A 22,247-nucleotide genomic window follows, 5' to 3' on the forward strand; every position below is an offset into this window, starting at 1 on the left:
GGCTAAGACTCAGAGCCGCGAAATCAGGTAGCGCAGCGCCGAGCGGCTGGGCATGAAGAAGTATCCACCACCCTTGGTGGTGACGAATTGCGGCATGTCACGGAGCGTCGTGACCTTTTCCCATGACGGAATGGTGAACCTGCCATCACCGCCGCGCGAACCAATCGTCGGGTCCTTTTCAGCGACGAGGCCCTGGAACGTGGCCGACGAAACCCAGGTCTGCTGAATGAATTCGTACTGGCGCTCTATGTCGGCGTTGAGGCACATGAACAGCAGCCCTTTTTCGACCTTGCCATTCTTGCCGTCCTGCTTCTCATAGGTACGGCCGACCCGCAGGATACGATGGCGCTTGCCGATATTGATCTGCGTATCGCGGTCCTCACCCAGCGTGTCGCGTGGGTTGGAACGGCGAATGTGGGCACCAAGCGGGCAGCGATGGCCTTGCGGATCCTCGGCGCCAGCGGCGAAGTTGTTGTCGATGACGCGTCCCGGATGATCGGGGTTGCGCACCAGCGAGCTACCGTTCTGCCAGCGGCCGAGCATCTTGGCGGCAATCCAGTCTTGCGTGATGGCTTGGTTGCCGAGTTGGCTCGCGACCAAGGCTGCAGCCTTTTTGCAGTAGTTGTTGAAGACGTCGACGTGCTGCTCGAACTGGCGAATAACCAGGAATGAACCGTTGCGCCCGAAATCGCGCGGCGGTGGCGGCAGGCCCGGAATCAGCCGGCTACGGCGCACCTGCGAAAGGATTCCGGTCCGATCGCGTGATGCGCTTACCGAGGGCGAGGCTGGATAGAACCCATGCTCATCACGATAGCCGAACAGGAACTCGCCGGGCGCGACCAGATGCATGGGCGCGGCGCCCCTGCTGGCGCGGGTCGTGCCCCGGACAATCGGCTGCGAAATCCCGTCCGCGAAACCGAAATGCTCGTAGGCTGGCCCACGTTCCGACCGATCGTCACGCTTTGCCCCGTCGGACGATTTCGTCTTCGTGTCGGTCGGACCCCGGTTTACGGCGAGCGGCAGTTCGGCGACGACCTTCATGCCTGCACCGGTCGTCTTTCGTCTCACGGTGGCAATCTCGGTCTTCAACCGTCCCAGGTCTTCAGCATAGCAGACGATGACCAGGTCCACAGGGTTCTCCAACGACCCCCACTCCCATTCGTCCGGGCCGTCGCGGCCTCGGTCGTCCAGTATGCGCCCACGCTCGGGATTGCCCATGCCATGGCGAAAGGCGATCGGAAATGTTTCCAGTGGATCGCCCTCCACACCCTCGTCGAGCCCAAACTGCCGCAGGCCACCGGGACCAAAGGCGACTATCATAGCTCGCCCGGCGGGCCTGCCTTCGCCGAAACTCGTCTGCTCGACAACGAAATCGAGCCAGGCTCTGCGCTTGGGCGCCGGCAACTTGTCCGGCACCCGGATCGCAAGCATATGCGAATAAGCGAGCGGGCCGAGCGGGCCGAAGAAGATGGACTGGATCTCGCCGGTTTCCAGCTGCTGTTCGAGAGGCGCCGGAAAGGCAGAGCTGATATTGGCCAGCAGCGAAGTGGTCTTTTGAACGGTGGTCGTTTCGCTCGCCGGGCGCCGTAGCGAACCGAACAAGCTCAGCCAGTCGCGCGCCTCGTTGCCGACGGCGGAAGCAATGCCGCGCCTGACCCGGGAATTGATCCGGATGCGCTCTGTGTTGATTTGGGGATAGGCGGAGTACCAGAACAGGGTCGGCACCTGCTGGCGCCGCGCCCAGCGCTTGAAACGATCGCCGTCGCGCGCGCCGTCCAGGAACAGCCATCGTGTGCGTGGATAGCCCACGGTGTTGCTCCACACGCCGGTCAGGCCAGCGGACGCCTTGGCGATGAAGTCCTCAAGATAGCTTTCCCAGCTGCCGCCGTAGTTGGAGAAGAACATCAATCGGTTGGAGCCGGGCAGCAGTATCCAGCGGGCGAAATGGATCGTGTTGATGGTGTTGAGGAAGCCTGGCTTGAACACCTTCTGGGCAGCTATCGAGATCAGGTAGAAAGAAAACCTGAGCGCCAGCCGCCGCAGGATGCCGGCCTTCATCGTCGAAATCGCAGTCAGATGGTTCTGTGCCGCGTGGCCCTCCTTGACGAGTATCGCGTTCAATTCAGATATGCCGATCGATGTGCTTTCCGGCCGATCCCTGTCCTCGCGGCGTCGCAGCGCCAGCAAGCACGAAAACGCCAGCAGCGCCGCTGCCACCAACACTCCAAGTCCCGACAACAGAAGTGAGGTGATTGCTACGGCTATGGCGGTGAAGGAGATTTCCTGGGAACTGATGTCGATAGATCTGCCGAACACCACACTGTAGGTCATGTACCAGCAAGCAGCCCAGATGATCGCCACCGTGACGAAGACCGGTGGTACCAGCAACGTCGTCATCAGGGCACGGCCCCAATGACCCGGCGGCTTTTCCAGCAGGCTCTCGGCCGGCTCGAACGCCCAGGCAAACGTCCCTAATGACTGGACATGCTGGCGAACTTCAGCGAGCACGGCAGGAGCGTTGCCGGCGCCTTTGCGTGGCCGCTCGACGATGTCGCGGACGGCTTCGAAAAGCTGCTGCTCGGCCTTGATACGCTGGACCGAGTGCCCCGGCGTGCCCGAAAACACCAGTCCGGCATTGCTGCCGAAGGACGGCGATATGTCGACATTGTGCTTGCGCAGGAAATCGTTCAATGCGCCGCCGTCGCGCAGATCGCAGACATCCTTGAAGATCGGCCGCAGCCGGTGCCCGATGGCGTGCGTGACCGCATCGATGACATCGTCGATGCTGCCGTCACCGGAAATCTCGAGAACCAGAGCTCCTTTTTCCTGACCGGAATCAGCGCCGATCTCGCCGGTGCCGACCACGGTCAGGCTGGTGAAGTGGACGGTGCCGGCAATATCGAGCGCGGTGCGGATATCTTCGACGGCCGGGTTGCCGAGGCTGGCAACCTTGTCGCGGACAGCATCCAGCGACGCGGATCGGGTGACCGGGCAGACCACCGTCACCATGGACTGCGTTACGGTGCGGCAGAGTTCTGCCCGTTCGAAATCGACCTTGAGGGTTTCGGGATAGGCGCCGATGCGGGTCATCCGCCCGGCCTTGCCGGGCATGCGGCGCACGCCCTGCTTCTGGAACAGGGCGCGCAGGCTTTCGCCGATCTGGATCCTGGCAATCTCGGCGCCGATGCACTGATGAATGCCGTGGCCGAACACCATGTAGTCGCGATACGGGCGCGATGTGTCGAACTGGTCCGGGTTCTGCACGGCTTCGGCATCGAACATCGCCGACAGCGTCGCCGGCATCACCACCGTGCCGGCTTTCACCAGGCGCTCGCGGCGCGTACCCTTGCCGATGATCGCGTCGCGGGCCGTGTAGCGCCAGGGGCCGACCCAGATCGGCTTGAAGCGCATGGCTTCAAGGACGGCCCTGTCGAGCTTGGCGGTATCGTTTTCGGCCAATGCGGCATCGATAGCCTGCCGTGCGTCGGGCCGCGACAGGATCACGTCGAGGCAATTGCCGGCGGCCAGCACATTGGTCGGGACGAAGCCGGCGATCATGCCCAGCATGATCGAATTGAGGTCGTCCCGCGACAGGCGGCCCTGATCCATCTGGACAACCAGCCTCGCCAGCGGTTGCTCGGCCTTCAAGCCCCGGTCCCTGGCCGACTGGATGGAGCGATCGATGACTTTGAGAAGACGGTCGCCCGCCACCACCGCGAGTTCGCGCATGACGGGGCTCGCCGTCGGGTCCGAAAAGAACAGCGCACTCAGCGCGATCGCCCAGTCGGCGAATTCGGATTCATCGTCGATCTCGACGCCGAAATAATCTCGACAGATGTGCACCGGGACGATCTTCATCAACCTGGAGATCGCATCGAAGCCGGGGCTGGCGCGCGTCATGATCTCTTGCGAATGACGCGCCGCGATCGGCCTGACGGCGGCTTCGACCTCGGCCGGCGGGAATGCACTCAGCACCGACGATTTCATGCGCCGGTAGTCGGCGCCGTCCTGCATGCCGAGGATGAAGTTGGATCCCCGGGCAAGCTCGGTCATTTCCGGGCCGTATGGGGTCTGGAATTCGTCGCCGCGCTCCAATATGTCGCGGACATCGGCGTTCTTGGTGACCACGAGAACGCCGAAAAGTTTGCCGGTCGGCCGGAAACGCCGCAACAAGGAAAGCGCCCAGCGGGGGTCTTCGGCCAGAGACCCGACGACGCGCGCAATCAGCCCTGTCTTGCGGATCCGGCCGAGATCGAACGGCGGCATTTCCGACAGCGGGCGCTGGTTTCTCTGGGCCGCGCTAATAGCGTCGAAATACTTCAGTTTGGTCATGCGCGTTCAAGCCCCCCGGCTATCCACGTCATTGCGATGCCGGCCGTTCAACGCCTAGGTTTGCATCGGCTGCACGTATGTGAATCTTTTCACAGTTGGTCCATGTTCCAGCCAGCACTGACGCCATGTTCATTTGGCCAGTTGGAAATTGGCGACGAGGAACTCGTTCGCGGCCTTGTCGGTGAACGGTATCCAGCGCACACGCTGTTCTGAAAAATCGGGATGCCGGGTGGCGAAAATGGCCATCTCGCGCCGCGCCTGTTCCGGCCGGCCGCTTCGCATCAGCGCGCCGATCTTCAGGAACCTGGAATAAAAATAGCCGGGAGACAGGTTGAGCGAGCGGTCAGCGGCAGCGATCGCCGCCGGCCAGTTCTCGACCAAACAATAGGCCGCCGTCAGTTCCCCCAGATTGTGGAAGCGGTAGAGGTCGAACGGGCTCAATCGCTCGGTATCGAGAAAGAACGGTATCGCTGACGCGGCATTGCCGAGCAGCAGCTGGGCGCTGCCCATGGCCGAGCGCGCGAAGGCAAAGCTCGGATTGATGTGGATCGCTTCCTCGAGATGGTCGACGGCCGACCGCGGTTCGCCGCGCATGATGTCGACGGCGCCGAGATGGGCGTGCGGGCGCGCATCCAGGCTGTCCACCAGCAACGCCTTGCGGGCAAACTGCTCGACCTTGTTCAAATCGTCGCTGTCGCCGAAACGCAGCCATGCCCGCCAGAAATACCACCACGCCAGTTCGTTGAGCACGGCGCTCGAGTTGGCGTCCTCGCGGTAGGCCTTCTGGAAGAACTCGAGTGCGGTTTCGGTGTCGCCGCGGGTGCGCCGGTTCATGTGCCAGCGGCCCCGTCGCACCAGTTGCCAGGTCTCCAGGCTTTCCCAGGGAACCTGGAAGGTGCGTGCCTGTTCCGCCCGGTCGACCTCCTTGTCCAGGATCGAAACGATCTCAGCGCCGATCTGGTCGCGCAGGTTGAAGATGTCGACCAGATCGCGATCGAAGCGCTGCGACCACACCAGCCGCCCGTTGGACGCGTCGGCCAGCGCGGTGTTGAGGCGGATCTGGCCACCATTGCGCATCAGCGTGCCGCTGACGATGTAGCGCGCGCCGAGCGCGTTGCCGATCACCCGCGTGCCCAGCGTGTCGTCGCGGAACTGGAAGCTGGAGCCCTTGGCGATGACCGAGAGCCATCTGGTGTTGGAAAGACCATAGATGATGTCCTCGGCGATGCCGTCGGCCATGTAGCCGATGTCATGCTCGCCGCCATCGGCGTGGAAGGGCAGGACGGCGATCGCCGGCGGCCCCTTGGACGACAGCTTCTGCTGCGCATTGGCCTGGGGAATGGCGGCGAACGACGCAGCCGGCGAGGATCCGTTGCCACTGCGGCCGGCGATCAGAACGCGCACCGGCAAGGCGATGTTCTTCAGCATGAATTCGCCGAGATCGGTGAATTCGGCCGCCGTCTTGTCCTTCACATGGTGCCAGGTCGTCTCCGAAACGGCGAGACCGTCGCCCGGCGCGAATTCCTGGATTCTCGCGGCGATGTTGACGTCGTCGCCGTAGAGGCGTCCACCACGCACGATGACGTCGCCGGTGTTGATGCCGGCCCGAAACGGCATGCGCATGTCGTCGGCAACCTCGGCGTTGAGGGCGACGATGCGGCCCTGGAAATCAAAGGCCGCGCGCAACGCCTCGATCGGATTGCCGAACTCGGCCATGATGCTGTCGCCGGCGTCGCCGAACGTGCGGCCGCCAAATGTGCCACAGCTGTCGGCGATGATGTCGCGCCGTTCCTCGAATGCCGCGACAGCAGACTCGTCGTCGATGCCCATCAGCCGGGAGAACCCGACGGCATCGATAGAAATGATTGTCGCCAGCTGACGGGTGTAGTTCCGTACAGCCATGTTCGAGCCCCCGCTCCCTTTCTGGTTCTGGTCCAGCACAGGCGACGACCCGTTCCTGAAACACTTCGCCGCGCGCTGAGAGATGAAGATTCCGGCGGGGTTGGCGCACCATGCCACCCCGCCAGGACCAGAAGTCTAGCAGGGTCTTGGGCAAAGCTCTACCACCATCGGGTTGTCCAGCGCGGGCCGTGGCAGCACTCATGGTTGGCCGGCGGTTGGCGCAAATATTGGCGTGCCGTCGCTCTGAGCGCGGAGATCTAGGGCTTCACGGAAGCTGCGCGATGTCAGCTCTCGGAACAAACTGTGCTGCCTGCGAGTTTCCGGTGCGGTTCATACCAACGTGAAATGAGGGTAATCATGCGAAATCTTGTTCTGGCGACCGGTGTCGTCGTTCTTCTGGCCGGCTCGACGGCCTTTGCCGCGGATGACAGCCCACTGCCGCCGACGAATGCCCAGAAACTGTCGGCAATCATCGCCAAGGTCGAGCAGCGCGATGGCTTTCGCTATGTGAAGGAGGTCGACTGGGACAAGGACGGCTACACCGTCACCTATTACACCGCCGACAAGGCGAAAGTCGAAATCACCTTCGATCCCGTGACCGCCGAACCGAAATAGCGCCGATACCGCACCGCTTCGGCAATTCCGTCCGCCGCGTTTTCGCCTAGAATGGTGGCAGTTGTCGGACAACGGGGCGACCATGCTTTCTTCCAATCGAATTGCCAACGCGCTTGCGCTTGTCGTCGCACTGGCTGGCGGGGCGGTCTACCTTGGTCCAGCGCGTGCCGACGGACCATCCTTCGACTGCCGCAAAGCCCGCCTGCCGGTGGAAAAGGCGATCTGTGCCGACCCGCAACTGTCGGCAATTGATGCCTTGGTGGCCGAGGCCTTTACGGGTTTCGAGCCAGCCTTTGGCGGCGACAAGCGCAAGATCGCCCGTGCGCTCATCGCCGACAGGAACGCCTGTGGGCAGGATGCCGCCTGCATCGTCAGCGCCCAGAACAATGCGCTGCAGACCTACGGCAATGCGCCGTCCTGGGTGCAGGACTACAACATCGCCCTGATCGGCAAGAAGGCGCTCGACACCGCGGCCCGCCATCCGGGCAGCCTCGACCAGCCCCTGCCCTCGTCGATCGGCCAATGCGCCTTGACCCACATCACCGCGCTGACGACGCGGCTCGGCGACGACCCGCTGGAAACCGCCGGCCCTGAAGCCGGCAGCCTGGCGCGGTTCAGCAATGGCGGCGCCGGGGTTTCCTACGAGCGGGAGCCTGGCCTTGCCAGTTCGAAAGCCGGCGATCCTGTCGTCATGTGCCTGATATCGATCCCGAGGGATTGTCCGCAGGGCGACGAGCGCGGGCGGGTCTATTACGCCGTCGACCTCACGATAAAAGGCACATGGGTTTTGCCGGATTCACAACATCTATGCGGCGGCGCCTGAAGATTTGCCGCAAAGCACTGCTGGATGCACTCTTGCGCCGATCCGCCTTTGATGGCTGAGTGCGCGTAACAGTTGCAGGGCACGGGGGTGCATGGCCATGGTTAAGCATGTTTTGAAGCGCATCCTGATGATGCTTGCCGGCTATTTCGTTTCGGTGCTGATCGGATTGTTCGCGGTCGTGGCGATATATTGCGCACTCGCCGTATTGCCCAACGCGCCGGACTATTTCGGCGCCATGCAATTTTCGCCCATTGTCGTGCTGCTGTGGCCGCCGCTCGGCATGGTCGTCTATTTCCTGACGATCGTGCTGACCGGCCTGCAGACGCTGATCTTCGCGCTGCTCGCCGAATTCTTTGCCCTGCGCAATTTCCTGGTGCACATGCTGTTTGGCGCCGCTGCCGCTGCAGCCGGCTTCTTCCTGGTCTGGCCGGCCGCGGAAGAGGATGCCGGACGCTGGGCCGATATCGGCATCATCGCCGCCGCCGGCCTCGTAGCCGGCCTGGTCTATTGGCTGATCGCGGGCCGCGACGCCGGCTTCCGGCGTCCGCTCATCCAGCGCTGATCGCAGGAAACGGGCGACCGTCTATCGGCCAAAAATCTAATAAAACCAGAGAGTCAAAGTGAGTTCCTCGTTTCGTTGAACGAGGAACTCCGCTGGTTCAGCTCGTCGGCGAACGCACCGCTTCGGTCGCGTCCAGCGCCTGCATCAGCCGCGTGTCGCGGTCGTAGACGTCGTTGAAATATTCGACTTTGCCGGACAGGTCCGGCCAGGCAGTGAAGTAGGAGACATAGACGGGAATCGTGCGTGTCACGTCTTCGCTGGCATGGCCGTGCTTGAGCTTTTCGGCGATGTCGTCGACCGAGACGCCGAGCACCGCCGCCGCCATCCCACGTGGATCCTGAAGGCGAATACAGCCATGGCTGAGCGCCCGCATATCGCGCTGGAAGAAGGATTTTTGCGGCGTGTCGTGCATGTAGATGGCGTGCTTGTTGGGGAACAGGATCTTCAGTTCGCCCAGCGCATTGGCTTCGCTCGGCTGCTGGCGCACGCTGTAGGGAATGTTGGCGCCGTAGGCGCCCCAATTGACCGAGGAAGAGGGAACCCGCCTGCCGCGCGAATCGGTCACCTCGTAGCCGGCACGGTCGAGATAGCCCGGATCGCTACGCAGCCTTGGCAGCATCTCGTTGACGATGATCGACTGCGGCACGCCCCAATAGGGATGGAAATCGACCTGCTTGATCTCCTTGAAGAAGAAGGCGGTCTGGTTGGTGGTCCGGCCTATGACGACGCGGGTCTTCAGCTTCTCCTCGCCATTGTCGATATAGCTGGCGGTGAAGGCGGGCTGGTTGATGAACACCCGCGGGCTGCCGAGATCGGACGGCAGCCAGCGCAATTCTTCCAGCGCGACCTGCACCTTCTGCAGCCTGTCTGCCTTGGATGCGCCGGCGAGCGAGGCGACGGTGCGCGGGCCGATGACCCCATCGCCCTTCATGCCGGCCTTCACCTGCACGGCCTTGATGATCGGAACCAGTTCGGGAACATAGACATCGCTGGTGCCGAGACGAGACAGGATCTCGCCATAGGCGCCGCCCATCTCGTCGTCGAGATTGCGCGCGATCAGCGTCAGCAGCTTCGGCAGTTCGGCGCTGGTCTCGCCGGGCTTCAGCAACAGCTTGGGATCGACGACGATTTCGTTTTCGGCGCTCGCCTGCAGCGATTCAAGTTCGACGCGCAGCGCCTGATATTCCGCGTTCTGCGGGTGCCGCGATTCGAGGTAGGTGCGCACTTCCTGGGTGTGGGCCAGCGTCTTGAGCGCGCCTTCCATGTCGACCGGCTTCGGCGGAAATTCATAGTAGCCGGTGATGCGATTGGGATCGACGCGCCCGCTCTGGGCGTCACGGGCATAGCGCAGCACGCGCGCCGACAGCGCCATCTCGAAGCGCACGAGTTCCTTCAGATGGGCATCGGCATTGACCGCCGATGCGTTGGCTGCCGGCACCTCGACCGTGTAGTCGGCCGATGCGAGGCCATAGCTCGCGGCCTCGCCAAGCACCCTCACCGCGTCCTGGGCGCGGGCATTGGGATTGCCATCATTCACCCAGATGAAATCAGGATTGGCAGAGTAATAGGCAATCAGTGCCTTGGCGATATCGGGCTCGGCATAGAGTTCATAGTCGCTGAGGCCTGCAACGGCTTCACGGAAGGCAGTGCTGGTTGCCGACGGCACAAAGGCGGCGTCTTCAGCTGTTGCCACCTGGGGAGGTGCTGCCACCAATGCGGCAAAGTCGACGCGCACCAGCCGGTCGGCCTTGTAGGTGTAGTAGGACGGGCTGCTGATTCTGGTGCCGCCACCGCCCGATACGGCGGGCTTCGGCTTGCGCTTTGGCGGCGGCGGGAATTCGCCTTGCGGACTGTGCTTGACGCCACCGCCGAACAGCATGTCGAACAGGCCTTGCGCGCTTGCCTGCGGCACACCGAAGGCCAGTGCTGCCGCCACTGCAAGCGGCATCACGGTGGCTTTATTTCCGAGGAATTTCATTAATCACCCGCTCCGGCTGCAAGCCGGCTCCCGTTCCGCGCCGCTAGACGATCTTGCCAACCGCATGGCGGATGTAAGGCGCTACCATACCGATTCATACCGATTTCGTTAAGCTTCCATAAATTTCCGCAGGCCTGTTGCAGAACGGTTTCACAACATCGTGACGTCTGGAGCGGCGTTGCCGCTCCAGACCGGTCAAAGCGGCTGCTGCTTCAGGCGTTGGCGCCACCGTCGATGGTGAGCGCGGCGCCGGTGACGAAGCGCCCTTCCGGACCGGCGAGCCAGGCAACCATGCCGGCGATCTCGTCAGCCTTGCCGAAGCGGGGCGTCGCCATCTTCCGCCGCTGGTGTTCGGCATGCGGGCCTTCGGCCGGGTTCATGTCGGTGTCGGTCGAACCGGGATGAACGACGTTGGCGGTGATGCCGCGCGGACCGAGGTCTCGCGCCAGCGCCTTGGTCAGGCCGACCAGCGCAGCCTTGCTGGTCGAATAGGCGCTGAGGCTGGTGTCGGTGACGCGCTCGGCCAGATTGCTGCCGATCGAAATGATGCGGCCGCCCTCGCCCATGTGAGCCGCTGCCGCCTTCGAGGCCACGAACGGCGCTCTCAGATTGACCTCAATGGTCTCGTCAAAGTCGGCCAGCGACATCTGTTCGATGGGCGCCGCGCGCCAGATGCCGGCGCTGTTGACCAGGATGTCGAGCCGGCCGAAGGCATTCACCGCCTCGGTGACCGAGCCTTCGATGGCGGCGGCGTCGCGATTGTCGGCTTGGATGGCGATCGCGCGACCACCTGCCGCTATAATCTCGGCGACGACAGCTTGGGCCGGCGCCGCACTGTTGACATAGGTGATGGCAACGTCGGCGCCATCGGCCGCAAGCCGTTTTGCTATCGCAGCACCTATGCCGCGGCTGCCGCCGGTGACCAGTGCTGCCTTGCCGTTCAATCCGTTCGCTGACATGTCATTTCTCCGTTATGTAACGATCGATACATAAATATCTGGCAACCTTGCCTGGCGACGTCAAGTGAATTATGTATCGATCAACACAGAAAAGATCGTCATGCCGGAAAGAGGCCGTCCCCGCACCTTCGATCGAACCGCCGCCTTGCGGCAGGCGATGGAGCTGTTCTGGGCCAAAGGCTATGAGGGCACCTCGATCGCCGACCTGACCGCGGCGATGGGGATCAGCTCGCCCAGCCTCTATGCCGCCTTCGGCAGCAAGGAGGCGCTGTTTCTGGAAGCGACCGAGTATTACACCCGCAACGAAGGCACCGAGATCTGGAGCGCGCTGGACGAAGCGCCGACGGCATGCCAGGCGATCGAGAATTTCCTGCGCCAGACGGCAAAAGCGTACTCTCAGGACGACCGCCCGCAGGGCTGTCTCATCGCGCTGGGCGCACTGCACCAGGATTCAAGCAGCGGCGCGATCTGCGATGATTTGCGCCGCCGCCGCACCGAAAACCACACCCTCTTGCTGAGACGGCTGGAACGCGGTGTGGCGGAAGGCGAATTGCCGGCGGGCTTCGACAGCAACGCGGCGGCGACCTTCTATGCGACGGTCCAGCACGGCATGTCGATCCAGGCCCGCGACGGCGCCTCGTGCGACGCGCTGATGGCCACAGTGGCCGGAGCGATGGCGGCGTGGCAGGGCCTGGTCGGAACAGCGTGACAAAGCGCGGAGCTTGTGCTGGAAATCCAGTCGGCGGCGAAATGCGCCGGGAGGGATCATCCGTGAAAAAAGGGTATCGCGAGTTGCTCGACGAGGCCAATGCCGAGATCGAGGTGGTCTCGCCCGAGGAAGCGGCCGGGCTGCTCGACGACGAGGACACCATCTTCGTCGACCTGCGCGATCCACGCGAGATCGAGCGGGACGGCCAGATCCCCGGCGCCAAACATGTCACTCGCGGCATGCTGGAATTCTGGATCGATCCCGAAAGCCCTTACCACAAGCCGTTCTTTGCCTCGGGCAAGAGCTTCGTCTTCTTTTGCGCCGGCGGCTGGCGCTCGGCGCTGGCCACCAAGACGGCGCAGGATATGGGGCTGTCGCCGGTCAAGCACATCCTTGGCGGCTATACCGCCTGGAAGGCGGCCGGATTGCCGGTCGAGCCGGGCGGCAAGAAGAAGGGCTAGCTCACCGCTCCGGCGTTGTCGGAGTCGACAATACACCCATTGGAATCAATGCAGTATCGGCTCGCGCTCGTTTTTGACAAAAGTCACAGCGCGTTCGACAACACCTTTGTCGGCGAGAATGCGACGGTGGCCGAGCCCATCGGCCCAGTGCAGCCGCACATGGCTGCCGGCGCCGGCATAACGTGTGGCATGATCGGCGGGGACTTCGCGGTCGTCCGGCGCGTGGATGACCAGCGTCGGCACCGGCGCCTCAGCCAACTGGCGGTCGCCGGTGAATTCATGCAGCGGCCGGCCCGACAGCCTTTTCACCTGATCGGCCATGGAAACCTGCGAACGCGGACCGACATTGAGCATGCGGCTGAAGTCGGCGAAGATCGCCGGCAGGGAACTTGGCGCGGCGACCAGCACCAGCCGCTCGGCCGCGACGGGCTGGATACCCTTGATCGAACCGGCAATGGCATTGGCGGCGACGGCGCCACCGAAGGAATGGCCGACGATCGCCTTGAACGGACCGAACCATTCGCCGGCGACCCTGACCGCCTCGACCGCATTGACCATATTGAGATGACGGCCCAGCGACTGGCCATGGCCCGGCAGGTCGAGCGAGGCGACCCGGTAGCCCGCATCGCGAAAGCCTTCGATCAGCGCCCGCATATATTCCGTGCGCGAACGCCAGCCATGGACCACCAGCACCGTGCCGGCGGACGCCCTGCGCGGCTCGGGCCGGAATTCGTGCACCATGACGCAGCCGGCCTTGGTCGTCAGCCGATGATGGCGCGCCTCGGCCATGAAGCCGGCGGCGCGGTCGACCGCACGCCGCTCGCCGTCGCTGAGCGCCTTCACGCTCGGCGTGCGGCAGAACAGTTCGAAGGCCGCGCGCCCGCTCAGACGCGGCGCCACAAGCTCGGCCGCGCCGAACACGCCCCGGATGACCTTCAGTCCAAATGATGCCATAGTGGCGATCCATCCATTCCGTTCACGCATGAACATAATAGTTCAAACATGAACATTAAACAAGAGCTGCCCTGGGACAACCCGCGCTTTCGCAACTGGGTCGCGGTGGCGCGCGCCTGCCATGTGCTGGAGCGTGCGCTGGCGGTAAAGCTGGCGCCGCTGGATCTCAAGCCGGCGCAGCTCGACGTGCTGATGAACCTCTATCGCCATCCCGGCATGTCGCAGCACGATCTCGCCCGCAAACTGCTGGTCGGCCGCTCCAACATCACCATGCTGTTGCCGCAGCTCGAGGCGCGCGGCCTGCTGCGCCGCGAAGGCGATGAGAAGGACAAGCGCGTGCTGCGGCTGACGCTTACCGAGGCCGGCACGGAGCTCCTGATGAAAGCGCTGAAGGTGCATATGGCGCTGATCGAAAAGGCGATGAGCCAGTCGACAGCGGAACAGTGCGACATGATCGGCGAACAGATGCGCAAGATCTATGACGTGCTGAAGGATACCTGAGCCGTTCGATCCACGCGCCTCCCACCTCACCACATCGTCTTCTTCGCCCGCTCCGGCCATTCCTTGTCGTAAGTACCGGCATCGATATTCTTGCGGCTGGTGACTTCCAGGATTGTTCCGGGTGTCGGCAGCGATTTCGGGTCGACGTGCTTTGCCGGGTTCCACAGCTCCGAGCGAACGATGGCGCGGGCGCACTGGAAATAGACCGAATCGACATCGACCACGGTGACCGAGCGCGCCGGCTTGCCTTCGACGGCGAAGGAGGCGCAAAGCGCGGCGTCGGTGGTGATGCGGGCGCGGCCGTTGACGCGCAGCGTCGTGCCCGAACCCGGCACAAGAAACAGCAGCCCGACGCGAGGATCGCGGATGATGTTCTTAAGCGAATCGGCGCGGTTGTTGCCGCGCCTGTCCGGCATCATCAGCGTTTTCGGGTCATGCATGCGCACAAAGCCGGCGAGATCGCCGCGCGGCGAACAGTCCAGCCCTTCCGGCCCGCTCGTCGCCAGGGCGACAAAAGGCGAGGCTTCGATGAAGGCGGCATATTCGGGAATGACGTGGTCGAGTTCCTTGACCGTCGACGCTTCGCCGGGCAGGCCGTAGAGGGCTTCGAGCTGTTCGACCGTGGCGATGTCAGACATTTTCCCGTCTCCGAACTGTTGCCAGCGTTACCCCCAATCAATGACGTTTTGCCGACAGTGCCGAACTAGCGGTCGCGGCTCAGTCCCTTCTCCTGGAGCTCGGCGAGATAGGCATTCCAGCGCGCGTCCTTTTCGTGGCCAAGCGTGTGAAGATAGTTCCAGGTGAAGATGCCGGTGTCGTGGAAATCGTCGAAGGTGATGCGCACTGCGTAGTTGCCGACCGGCTCGATCTTCAGGATGGCAACGTTGCGCTTGCCGGGAACCGTCACCCGCTGGTCCGGCGAATGGCCCTGCACCTCGGCCGAGGGTGAAGCGACGCGCAGCAGTTCGGCCGGCAGTTCGAACGGCCGATGATCGGGAAAGGTGACGGACAGCAGTTTTCTGTCCTTCGAGACCCTGAGTTCCTTCGGCGCCGTCATTGTTCTGCATCCCGCATCAATCCGCCCTTCCCTACGCTGCTTCGCGCGAGCGGAAAAGGCCATTTGGACCCGGCCGACATCGGATGTCGGCCAGGGAATGTCACCAAAGATCGAGAGCGGCTATCTTGAATGGCGGGTTGGATCGTATCACATAGCCGTATATAACGGCGCCACTCGCAGCATTGGAAACGCTTGAACGCATGGACATGATCGATCCCTTCGGTCGCACGATCAGCTACTTGCGCGTGTCGGTCACCGACCGCTGCGATTTCCGCTGCACCTATTGCATGGCCGAGGACATGGCGTTCCTGCCCAAGAAGGACCTGCTGTCGCTCGAGGAACTCGACCGGCTCTGCACCGTCTTCATCGAAAAGGGCGTGCGCAAACTGCGCCTCACCGGCGGCGAGCCGCTGGTGCGCAAGAACATCATGCATCTGGTGCGCCAGCTGTCGCGGCACCTGAAGAGCGGCGCGCTGGAAGAGTTGACGCTGACCACCAATGGCTCGCAGCTGTCGCGCTTTGCCGCCGAGCTTGCCGATTGCGGTGTCGAGCGCATCAATGTCTCGCTGGATACGCTCGATGCCGACAAGTTCCACGCCATCACCCGCTGGGGCCATCTCGGCAAGGTCATGCAAGGCATCGATGCCGCGCAGGCGGCGGGGCTGAAGGTGAAGCTCAACGCCGTTGCGCTGAAGGACTTCAACGACGTCGAGCTGCCGGAGATGATGCGCTGGGCGCATGGCCGCGGCATGGACTTGACCGTCATCGAAACCATGCCGATGGGCGAGATCGACGCCGACCGGACCGACCAGTATCTGCCGCTATCGCTGCTGCGCGCTTCGCTCGAGCGCCAGTTCACGCTGAGCGACATCCCCTACAAGACCGGCGGTCCGGCCCGCTACGTCCATGTCGCAGAGACCGGCGGCAGGCTGGGCTTCATCACGCCGATGACGCATAATTTCTGCGAAAGCTGCAACCGCGTGCGGCTGACCTGCACCGGCACGCTCTATATGTGCCTGGGTCAGGAGGATGCCGCCGACCTGCGCGCGCCGTTGCGTGCCTCAGAAGGCAACGAGCTGGTCGCTGCTGCCATCGACGAAGCGATCGGCCGCAAGCCGAAAGGCCATGATTTCATCATCGACCGCCGCACCAGCCGCCCCTCGGTATCCAGGCATATGAGCGTCACCGGCGGCTGATTTTTTCCGAGATTTGGTGCAAGGAGTGTCTCCATAGAGCAGTTCACCGTTTCACGGCGAACCGCTCTATGTCTTTGTTTTTTGCGCAATTCCGGACGGAAAACCGATCACACTTTTCCTGGAATTGCTCTAGTTCACTGGAGACATCGAATGAAGCGTCTTTCCATTGGATTGGCAGTTGCACTGATAGCGGCAGGCAGCGCCAATGCAGCGCCGTTCACCTACACCAATGCGCGCTTCGGCACGGTCTGCACCTTTCCCGACGACTCTTCACCGATCGCCAGCCCGAGCCGTACAATGGCGACGGACAGCAATGGCTCAGCGCCGACGGCGCCAGCCTGATCTGCTCCGGTATTTTCAACGTCAGTGACGACACCCCAAAGAGCTTCGTCGCCGAGGAGAAGGCAATCAAGGAAGCGGGCTACCAGATCAGCTACAGCAAGACCGGCAAGAACTGGGCGGTGCTGCCGGGACTGAAGGATGGCAAGATCTTTTACGAACGGCGCCTGTTCGGCAAGGACGGCGTCATCCGCACCGTGCGGATCGACTATCCGCCGGCCGTTAAAGCGAAATACGATCCGCTGGTCGGCGCCATTGCCGGCAGCCTCAAAGGACCGTGAGCTTTTCGGACACACACCAGAAAAAGTCTCATGCGCATATAGCTGGCGGATTTACCGCAAGCGCGTTCGAGCCTAGATTCCTGGACATAGCGGCTCGTCGCTCGGTTTGGGGGAATACGACATGCGCACATTCTTACTTTCTCTTGCACTGCTTGGGTTTGCCGCCGCGCCGGCAGCAGCACAGTCCATCGGTGGCAGCTACACCGTCGCGGGCACCAATTTCGACGGCTCGAAATATGGAGGCGAAGCCACCATCACACTGACCAGCGAGACCACCTGCACCATCCATTGGGAGACGGGCGGATCATCGTCGCACGGCATCTGCATGCGCAACGACGATGCCTTTTCCGCCGGCTATGTCATGGGCAAGGAAATCGGTCTCGTCGTCTACAAGGTAGAAGATGACGGCTCGCTGCACGGCCTGTGGACCATCGCCGGCAAGAACGGCAGCGGCACCGAGGTGCTGACCCCGAAATGAGCCTGCTGGTCATCCGGCCAGCCCTCTTAGCGATTTTGTGGGCCACGGGTGAAAATCCGTGGCCTATTTCTTTGACGTTGCTGTCTTGCCGCCGGCTGCTACAGGCTTGGGCGGTTCACCGTTTCGCCGAAACGTCGAACCGCTTTATTCTTTGTTTTCACGCAATTCCGGACGGAAAACCGTTTCACACTTTTCCTGGAATTGCTCTTGCAAAACCGGTAACGCCCTTGCCTCTTTCCCCAAACATTCGCGGCGCGCTGTGCATGATGGTGGCCATGATCGGCTTCACCCTCAACGACGCCATTACCAAGTTCTCGTCGGAATCGATGAACATGGCGCAAGTCATGCTGGTGCGCGGCGCCTTTGCGTCGCTGCTCGTCGGCCTGCTCGCCTGGCAGCAAGGCGCGCTCGCACGGCCGGGCTCGATGCTGCAGCCGCTGGTGGCGCTTCGCGTGATCGCCGAGGCCGGCGCCACCGTCGCCTTCCTTGTCGCATTGGCGCATCTGCCGATCGCCAATGTCTCCGCGGTGCTGCAGGCGCTGCCGCTGGCGGTGACGATGGGGGCGGCACTCGTATTCAGCGAAGCGGTCGGCTGGCGGCGCTGGCTGGCGATCGCGGTCGGCTTTGGGGGCGTGCTGATCATCGTGCGGCCAGGCTTCGAAGGCTTCAGCATCTATTCGCTGTACGCACTCGTCAGCGTCGCCTGTTGCGCAGTACGTGACCTCGCCACCAAGCGCATCCCGAGGGCTATCCCGACCTTGCTGGTGTCGACGGCAACGGCAATCGCCATGACCATCGTTGGCGCCGTGCTGCTGTCGCCGATGGGCGGCTGGACGCCGATGTCCGGCAAAGGCACGGCACTTTTGGCATTGGCGGCGGTGCTGGTGCTGATCGGCTACCAGTTCATCATCATGGCAATGCGGGCCGGCGACATCTCCTTCATTGCGCCATTCCGCTACACCGCCCTCTTTTGGTCGATGCTGCTTGGCCTCATCATCTTCGGCGATGTCCCCGACCTGCCGATGATCGTTGGCTCCGCCATCATCATCGGCTCCGGCCTCTACGCGCTCTATCGCGAACGGGTCGTCGGCCGGCAGAAGCCGGCGGCCGAAAGCGCTGGACCCGACATGGCGCCGGACGGCATATAGGTTGGCCATGAGCCAAGACATTGCAGGAATTATCCTGGCCGGAGGCCTGTCACGGCGCATGGGCGGCGGCGACAAGACTTTGCTGGCGCTTGGCGGGCGTCCGCTTCTCGACCATGTCGTTGCCCGCCTGGCGCCGCAGGTCGGATCGCTGGCGCTCAGCGCCAATGGTGACCCGGCGCGCTTCGAGGCGGCCGGTCTTCCGGTTCTCGCCGATATGGTCGAAGGCTATGCCGGACCGCTTGCCGGAATCCTCACCGGCCTCGAATGGGCGGCAGCGAACACCGCTTGCACGGCATTGGCGACGGCCCCCGGCGACACGCCGTTTCTGCCGGTGGATCTGGTGGCAAAGCTGGCCGCTGCCGCGACCAGTCGGCCGGGCTCGATGGCGGTTGCCAGTTCCGGCGGCAGGCGGCATCCGACCTTCGCGCTGTGGCCGCTTGGGCTAGGCCAGGCACTCCGCCACTTTCTGATCCACGAGGACAACAGGCGCGTCTCCGCCTTCATCGAGCGGCACGACTGTGTCGAAGTGGAATTTCCGTTGCTGACCCACGGCAGTGACGAGATCGACCCGTTCTTCAACATCAACACACCGCACGACCTTGCGGTGGCCGAGCGTCTGTTGCAGAGCATCGGCCCATGAACATCTTCGGCATCACCGGCTGGAAGAATTCCGGCAAGACCACACTGACCGAGAAGCTGGTCACAGAGCTCGTCCGGCGCGGCTGGACGGTGTCGACGGTCAAACACGCCCATCATGAGTTCGACATCGACAAGCCTGGCGCCGACAGCTTTCGCCACCGCCAGGCGGGCGCCACCGAGGTCGCGGTGGTGTCGGGCAAACGCTGGGCGCTGATGCATGAATTGCGCGGTGAGGACGAGCCGACGCTGGAGACGGTCCTGTCGCGGTTGGCCCCGTGCGACATCGTGCTGGTCGAAGGCTACAAGCGCGAGGCGCACAAAAAGATCGAGACCCGGCGGCGGGAGGCCAAGGACCGCTCGCCGCTGTCGGCGAACGACGGACATATCGTGGCGATTGCCGCCGACTTCGCGGTTACCGGCGAAAGCCTGCCTGTGTTCGATCTTGACGACACGGGAGGGATAGCCGACTTCATCGAGCGCATGACCGGCCTCAAACCTTGAGGCCCCTGCCCTCGCCCGGGTCAGCCGCCCTCTTCAGCCGTTGCATTGTCTAAGCGCGTCGCGCCTGAACGGCCTCATGCGACGCTTCAGGTTGTTTTATTTATGCATGTCGTCGTCCCAAAACCGCTGCGCACTTTTGGGCGACATGCACTAACCCGGCGTCGGCATTGGCTGGACCCGCAAATCCCGCAAGCAACGGTTTTACAGTTGCTTTTCTCCCGAAAACAGTGGGAGTATCGCGCCAGCGGGCGGTCAAAAGCACCGCCCCACAGAGCCGTTCCGGAACGACGGCCGGGAGCCATAAAGAGAGGACTATCATGCGTATTGCACTGCGTATCGCGCTCGCCGCATCGGCTGCGCTGCTGACGCTCGGCGTCGCCCAGGCTCAGGAAACGACCCTGAGAATCGGCACCGAAGGCGCCTACCCCCCATTCAACAACCTGACCTCCGACGGCCAGCTCGTGGGCTTCGACATCGACATCGCCAAGGCGCTCTGCGACGAGATGAAGGTCAAGTGCACCTTCGTCGCCCAGGATTGGGACGGCATCATTCCGGCCCTGCAGGCCGGCAAGTTCGACGCCATCGTCGCCTCGATGTCGATCACGCCGGAGCGCGCCGAGAAGGTCGACTTCACCCACAAATACTACAACACGCCGTCGGCGATCGCGGTACCCAAGGATTCGACCCTCAAGGGCGTGACCAAGGAAGACCTGGCCGGCAAGACCATCGGCGTCGCAACCACCACGACGCATTTCAATTATGCCTCGAAAACCTATACGGACAGCACGGTCAAGGGCTATCCGAGCAGCCCCGAAGAGCAGGCCGATCTCGCCAATGGCCGTCTCGACGCGATCGAGGACGATATCGTCGTGTTGCAACAGTTCCTGGATTCGCCTGATGGCGCCTGCTGCAAGATTCTCGGCCAGCCTTCGCCGCAGCCGGTCGATATCTTTGGACCGGGCGCCGGCATCGCCGTGCGCAAGGGCGAGACGGATCTGGTCAACAAGTTGAACAGCGCCATCGACGCAATCCGCGCCAACGGAAAGTACAAGGAAATCAACGACAAGTACTTTAAGTTCGACGTCTTCGGCGCCGAGTCCTGATCGTCTGAAACAAGGCGGCAGGGGAAGTTTCCTCCTGCCGCCTTGGCCTGACAGAAGTGGAGACAAGACCCGTCAATGCCAAGCCAGAACATATGGATACTTCTCACTTGGGGACCCGATGGCTGGATTGACGATATTGCCTATGGCGCACTGGTCACCATTGCGCTCGCGCTGGCGACACTGCCGATCGGCCTGACGATCGGCTTTTTCGTCGCCTGGGCAAAACAATCCGAAGAGCCGTCGCTTCGCGTGGCTGCCAACATCTACACCACGGTGTTTCGCGGACTGCCGGAACTGGTGACGCTTTTCCTGTTCTTCTTCGGCATGCCGATCCTCTTGCAGTATGTCATCCGTCTGTTCAGGCCGGAAGCGACGGTCGATGTCGACAGCTTCCTCGCCGGCATGATCGTGCTGTCGCTTATCTTTTCGTCCTATTCCAGCGAAGTCTTCCTTTCGGCCTTTCGCGCCATTCCGAAGGGCCAGTATGAAGGCGGCTATGCCATCGGGCTGTCGAAATGGCAGACGATGCGCAAGGTGATCCTGCCGCAGCTGCTGCGCATCGCCTTCCCCGGCCTCGAAAATTGCTGGCTGAGCCTGCTCAAGGACACGGCCCTGGTGTCGGTCGTCAATCTGGCTGAAACCTTGCGCAACGCCGGCGTCGCGGCCCGTGTCACCAAACATTCCTTCCTGTTCTACAGCGTCGCGGCGATGGTGTTTCTCATCCTTGCCATCCTGTCGTCGATCGCCACCGGCTTCATCCTGCGTTCGCTCGGGCGGAGGGAGGCACGATGAGCGTCGTGACGCGCGCCGCCGTCGACATCGAGAAGCCACCACCACGGGCGCGGGGCTGGCCGCGGGCCCGTGTCGTCGGCTATGCACTGGTCGGCTTCTGGATCCTGTTCGGCATCGGCATCGCCGTCTATCTGGTTTACGCCTGGAATGGCGAGTTCTTCGCCAGATACGCGCCTGCCTATCTGCAGGGCTTGGGAACCACGCTTGCGCTGGTGGCCATCTCGATGGTGCTCGGCGCGCTCTTTTCGCTGCCCGTCACCTATGCCCGCATGTCGAAGAACCGCTATTTGTCCGTCCTGGCCTATTGCTACGTCTATTTCTTCCGCGGCACGCCGCTGCTGGTCCAGGTCTATCTCGTCTATTACGGCCTGGGCTCATTCCGGGTGCAGCTCGAATCCGTCGGGCTGTGGTGGTTCTTCCGCGACGCCTTCAATTGCGGTGTGTTTGCCTTCGCGCTCAACACCGCCGCCTACCAGGCCGAAATCCTGCGCGGCGCCATAGAAAGTGTTCCGAGAGGCCAATGGGAGGGCGCTGCTTCGCTCGGCCTGCACAAGCTGCAGACGCTGCGCAAGGTCATCCTGCCGCAGGCGTTTATCGTGGCGCTCCGGCCCTACGGCAATGAACTCGTCTTGATGATCAAGGCCTCCGCCATCGTTGCCATCATCACCGTCTATGATTTGATGGGCAACGCGAAGCTCGCCTACGCCAAGTCCTTCGACTTCCAGGCCTATGTCTGGGTCGCCATCGTCTATCTGGTGATGGTCGAGATCCTGCGACATGGCGTCGAATGGATCGAGCGGCGGATCACCATTCATCTGATCCGCTGAGCGGTCGGCTGTACCAGTCGATCGGCTCATGCGCGTCTTGACGAATGGCGCGTAGAGCCTAGAGCTTTCCAAGACAATTCCGTTCCGTCT

At 62.7% G+C, this 22,247-nt stretch carries 22 protein-coding genes; 15 read left to right on the forward strand and 7 right to left on the reverse strand.

What is annotated here, in order from left to right:
* Positions 1–9: 9 nt before the first annotated feature.
* Both NKI46_RS09325 and NKI46_RS09330 read right to left on the reverse strand, forming a co-directional pair.
* Positions 10–4,332 carry a cytochrome P450 gene (locus tag NKI46_RS09325; RefSeq protein ID WP_352562511.1) on the reverse strand — a complete coding sequence of 1,441 codons (4,323 nt, stop codon included), beginning with the start codon at positions 4,330–4,332 and terminating at the stop codon, positions 10–12.
* A gap of 129 nt (positions 4,333–4,461) precedes the next feature.
* A complete protein-coding gene (locus NKI46_RS09330; RefSeq protein WP_023738832.1) occupies positions 4,462–6,234 on the reverse strand; it encodes an adenylate/guanylate cyclase domain-containing protein in 1,773 nt (590 codons plus the stop codon).
* A 357-nt stretch (positions 6,235–6,591) separates the two neighbouring features.
* Between NKI46_RS09330 and NKI46_RS09335 the strand changes: the two genes are divergently transcribed.
* The 3 genes from NKI46_RS09335 (at position 6,592) to NKI46_RS09345 (ending at position 8,234) form a co-directional block, all read left to right on the forward strand.
* Complete coding sequence (locus NKI46_RS09335) at positions 6,592–6,849, forward strand: PepSY domain-containing protein (protein WP_023668990.1); 258 nt, start codon at positions 6,592–6,594, stop codon at positions 6,847–6,849.
* Between the two features lie 82 nt (positions 6,850–6,931).
* Complete coding sequence (locus tag NKI46_RS09340; RefSeq protein ID WP_023749315.1) at positions 6,932–7,672, forward strand: lysozyme inhibitor LprI family protein; 741 nt, start codon at positions 6,932–6,934, stop codon at positions 7,670–7,672.
* Between the two features lie 91 nt (positions 7,673–7,763).
* Positions 7,764–8,234, forward strand: a complete 471-nt coding sequence (locus NKI46_RS09345) for a hypothetical protein (RefSeq protein ID WP_023668992.1) — start codon at positions 7,764–7,766, stop codon at positions 8,232–8,234.
* Positions 8,235–8,331: 97 nt separating this feature from the next.
* On the opposite strand, the gene NKI46_RS09350 is transcribed toward NKI46_RS09345, so the two are convergent.
* Positions 8,332–10,212 carry a L,D-transpeptidase family protein gene (locus NKI46_RS09350; RefSeq protein WP_352459000.1) on the reverse strand — a complete coding sequence of 627 codons (1,881 nt, stop codon included), beginning with the start codon at positions 10,210–10,212 and terminating at the stop codon, positions 8,332–8,334.
* A gap of 212 nt (positions 10,213–10,424) precedes the next feature.
* Entirely contained in the window at positions 10,425–11,171 is a 747-nt protein-coding gene (locus NKI46_RS09355) for a 3-oxoacyl-ACP reductase family protein (RefSeq protein WP_352458999.1), read from the reverse strand.
* A 100-nt stretch (positions 11,172–11,271) separates the two neighbouring features.
* On the opposite strand from NKI46_RS09355, the gene NKI46_RS09360 reads away from it, so the two are divergent.
* Both NKI46_RS09360 and NKI46_RS09365 read left to right on the forward strand, forming a co-directional pair.
* The gene (locus tag NKI46_RS09360) at positions 11,272–11,880 is read left to right on the forward strand and encodes a TetR/AcrR family transcriptional regulator (protein ID WP_023738828.1); all 609 of its coding nucleotides are present in this window, start codon (positions 11,272–11,274) and stop codon (positions 11,878–11,880) included.
* Positions 11,881–11,942: 62 nt separating this feature from the next.
* Positions 11,943–12,341, forward strand: coding sequence for a rhodanese-like domain-containing protein (locus NKI46_RS09365; RefSeq protein WP_023682502.1), 399 nt, complete (start codon positions 11,943–11,945; stop codon positions 12,339–12,341).
* A 45-nt stretch (positions 12,342–12,386) separates the two neighbouring features.
* Here NKI46_RS09365 and NKI46_RS09370 read toward each other — a convergent pair whose 3' ends face one another.
* Positions 12,387–13,295: an alpha/beta hydrolase gene (locus tag NKI46_RS09370; RefSeq protein ID WP_023738827.1), complete on the reverse strand. Its 909-nt coding sequence runs from the start codon at positions 13,293–13,295 to the stop codon at positions 12,387–12,389.
* Positions 13,296–13,343: 48 nt separating this feature from the next.
* Between NKI46_RS09370 and NKI46_RS09375 the strand changes: the two genes are divergently transcribed.
* Positions 13,344–13,796, forward strand: a complete 453-nt coding sequence (locus tag NKI46_RS09375) for a MarR family winged helix-turn-helix transcriptional regulator (protein WP_023668997.1) — start codon at positions 13,344–13,346, stop codon at positions 13,794–13,796.
* A 26-nt stretch (positions 13,797–13,822) separates the two neighbouring features.
* Here NKI46_RS09375 and NKI46_RS09380 read toward each other — a convergent pair whose 3' ends face one another.
* Both NKI46_RS09380 and NKI46_RS09385 read right to left on the reverse strand, forming a co-directional pair.
* Positions 13,823–14,434 (reverse strand): pyridoxamine 5'-phosphate oxidase family protein, encoded by a 612-nt coding sequence (locus NKI46_RS09380; RefSeq protein ID WP_023738826.1) that lies wholly within the window; start codon positions 14,432–14,434, stop codon positions 13,823–13,825.
* A gap of 65 nt (positions 14,435–14,499) precedes the next feature.
* A complete protein-coding gene (locus tag NKI46_RS09385) occupies positions 14,500–14,853 on the reverse strand; it encodes a gamma-butyrobetaine hydroxylase family protein (RefSeq protein ID WP_023668999.1) in 354 nt (117 codons plus the stop codon).
* 200 nt (positions 14,854–15,053) lie between these two features.
* Between NKI46_RS09385 and moaA the strand changes: the two genes are divergently transcribed.
* From moaA to NKI46_RS09430, 9 genes are all read left to right on the forward strand, one after another.
* Positions 15,054–16,049 carry a GTP 3',8-cyclase MoaA gene (gene moaA / locus NKI46_RS09390; RefSeq protein WP_031193366.1) on the forward strand — a complete coding sequence of 332 codons (996 nt, stop codon included), beginning with the start codon at positions 15,054–15,056 and terminating at the stop codon, positions 16,047–16,049.
* A gap of 68 nt (positions 16,050–16,117) precedes the next feature.
* Positions 16,118–16,669 (forward strand): hypothetical protein, encoded by a 552-nt coding sequence (locus tag NKI46_RS09395; RefSeq protein ID WP_245264385.1) that lies wholly within the window; start codon positions 16,118–16,120, stop codon positions 16,667–16,669.
* A 121-nt stretch (positions 16,670–16,790) separates the two neighbouring features.
* Positions 16,791–17,147, forward strand: a complete 357-nt coding sequence (locus tag NKI46_RS09400; protein WP_023714207.1) for a P-loop NTPase family protein — start codon at positions 16,791–16,793, stop codon at positions 17,145–17,147.
* A 227-nt stretch (positions 17,148–17,374) separates the two neighbouring features.
* Entirely contained in the window at positions 17,375–18,295 is a 921-nt protein-coding gene (locus NKI46_RS09405; RefSeq protein ID WP_023714208.1) for a DMT family transporter, read from the forward strand.
* Between the two features lie 7 nt (positions 18,296–18,302).
* A complete protein-coding gene (gene mobA, locus NKI46_RS09410) occupies positions 18,303–18,935 on the forward strand; it encodes a molybdenum cofactor guanylyltransferase MobA (RefSeq protein ID WP_023752264.1) in 633 nt (210 codons plus the stop codon).
* Positions 18,932–19,435, forward strand: coding sequence for a molybdopterin-guanine dinucleotide biosynthesis protein B (mobB, locus tag NKI46_RS09415; protein ID WP_023690740.1), 504 nt, complete (start codon positions 18,932–18,934; stop codon positions 19,433–19,435). The genes mobA and mobB overlap by 4 nt, the downstream gene beginning before the upstream one ends.
* Positions 19,436–19,752: 317 nt before the next feature.
* Positions 19,753–20,538, forward strand: coding sequence for an ABC transporter substrate-binding protein (locus tag NKI46_RS09420; RefSeq protein ID WP_023688509.1), 786 nt, complete (start codon positions 19,753–19,755; stop codon positions 20,536–20,538).
* A gap of 75 nt (positions 20,539–20,613) precedes the next feature.
* Positions 20,614–21,330, forward strand: coding sequence for an ABC transporter permease (locus tag NKI46_RS09425; RefSeq protein WP_023669007.1), 717 nt, complete (start codon positions 20,614–20,616; stop codon positions 21,328–21,330).
* Positions 21,327–22,157, forward strand: coding sequence for an ABC transporter permease (locus tag NKI46_RS09430; protein ID WP_023734703.1), 831 nt, complete (start codon positions 21,327–21,329; stop codon positions 22,155–22,157). The genes NKI46_RS09425 and NKI46_RS09430 overlap by 4 nt, the downstream gene beginning before the upstream one ends.
* Positions 22,158–22,247: the final 90 nt, after the last annotated feature.

It is taken from the genome of Mesorhizobium sp. M0615, from assembly GCF_040320805.1.
Classification (GTDB): Bacteria; Pseudomonadota; Alphaproteobacteria; order Rhizobiales; family Rhizobiaceae; genus Mesorhizobium.

Bases quoted from the DNA above. Each gene is read 5' to 3' on its own strand.
- NKI46_RS09360 (WP_023738828.1), top strand. From the start codon at position 11,272: ATGCCGGAAAGAGGCCGTCCCCGCACCTTCGATCGAACCGCCGCCTTG.
- NKI46_RS09350 (WP_352459000.1), bottom strand. From the start codon at position 10,212: ATGAAATTCCTCGGAAATAAAGCCACCGTGATGCCGCTTGCAGTGGCG.
- NKI46_RS09425 (WP_023669007.1), top strand. From the start codon at position 20,614: ATGCCAAGCCAGAACATATGGATACTTCTCACTTGGGGACCCGATGGC.
- mobB (WP_023690740.1), top strand. From the start codon at position 18,932: ATGAACATCTTCGGCATCACCGGCTGGAAGAATTCCGGCAAGACCACA.
- NKI46_RS09385 (WP_023668999.1), bottom strand. From the start codon at position 14,853: ATGACGGCGCCGAAGGAACTCAGGGTCTCGAAGGACAGAAAACTGCTG.
- NKI46_RS09345 (WP_023668992.1), top strand. From the start codon at position 7,764: ATGGCCATGGTTAAGCATGTTTTGAAGCGCATCCTGATGATGCTTGCC.
- NKI46_RS09380 (WP_023738826.1), bottom strand. From the start codon at position 14,434: ATGTCTGACATCGCCACGGTCGAACAGCTCGAAGCCCTCTACGGCCTG.
- moaA (WP_031193366.1), top strand. From the start codon at position 15,054: ATGGACATGATCGATCCCTTCGGTCGCACGATCAGCTACTTGCGCGTG.
- NKI46_RS09400 (WP_023714207.1), top strand. From the start codon at position 16,791: ATGCGCACATTCTTACTTTCTCTTGCACTGCTTGGGTTTGCCGCCGCG.
- NKI46_RS09370 (WP_023738827.1), bottom strand. From the start codon at position 13,295: ATGGCATCATTTGGACTGAAGGTCATCCGGGGCGTGTTCGGCGCGGCC.
- NKI46_RS09325 (WP_352562511.1), bottom strand. From the start codon at position 4,332: ATGACCAAACTGAAGTATTTCGACGCTATTAGCGCGGCCCAGAGAAAC.
- NKI46_RS09335 (WP_023668990.1), top strand. From the start codon at position 6,592: ATGCGAAATCTTGTTCTGGCGACCGGTGTCGTCGTTCTTCTGGCCGGC.
- NKI46_RS09395 (WP_245264385.1), top strand. From the start codon at position 16,118: ATGTCTTTGTTTTTTGCGCAATTCCGGACGGAAAACCGATCACACTTT.
- NKI46_RS09430 (WP_023734703.1), top strand. From the start codon at position 21,327: ATGAGCGTCGTGACGCGCGCCGCCGTCGACATCGAGAAGCCACCACCA.
- NKI46_RS09420 (WP_023688509.1), top strand. From the start codon at position 19,753: ATGCGTATTGCACTGCGTATCGCGCTCGCCGCATCGGCTGCGCTGCTG.
- NKI46_RS09355 (WP_352458999.1), bottom strand. From the start codon at position 11,171: ATGTCAGCGAACGGATTGAACGGCAAGGCAGCACTGGTCACCGGCGGC.
- NKI46_RS09375 (WP_023668997.1), top strand. From the start codon at position 13,344: ATGAACATTAAACAAGAGCTGCCCTGGGACAACCCGCGCTTTCGCAAC.
- mobA (WP_023752264.1), top strand. From the start codon at position 18,303: ATGAGCCAAGACATTGCAGGAATTATCCTGGCCGGAGGCCTGTCACGG.
- NKI46_RS09330 (WP_023738832.1), bottom strand. From the start codon at position 6,234: ATGGCTGTACGGAACTACACCCGTCAGCTGGCGACAATCATTTCTATC.
- NKI46_RS09340 (WP_023749315.1), top strand. From the start codon at position 6,932: ATGCTTTCTTCCAATCGAATTGCCAACGCGCTTGCGCTTGTCGTCGCA.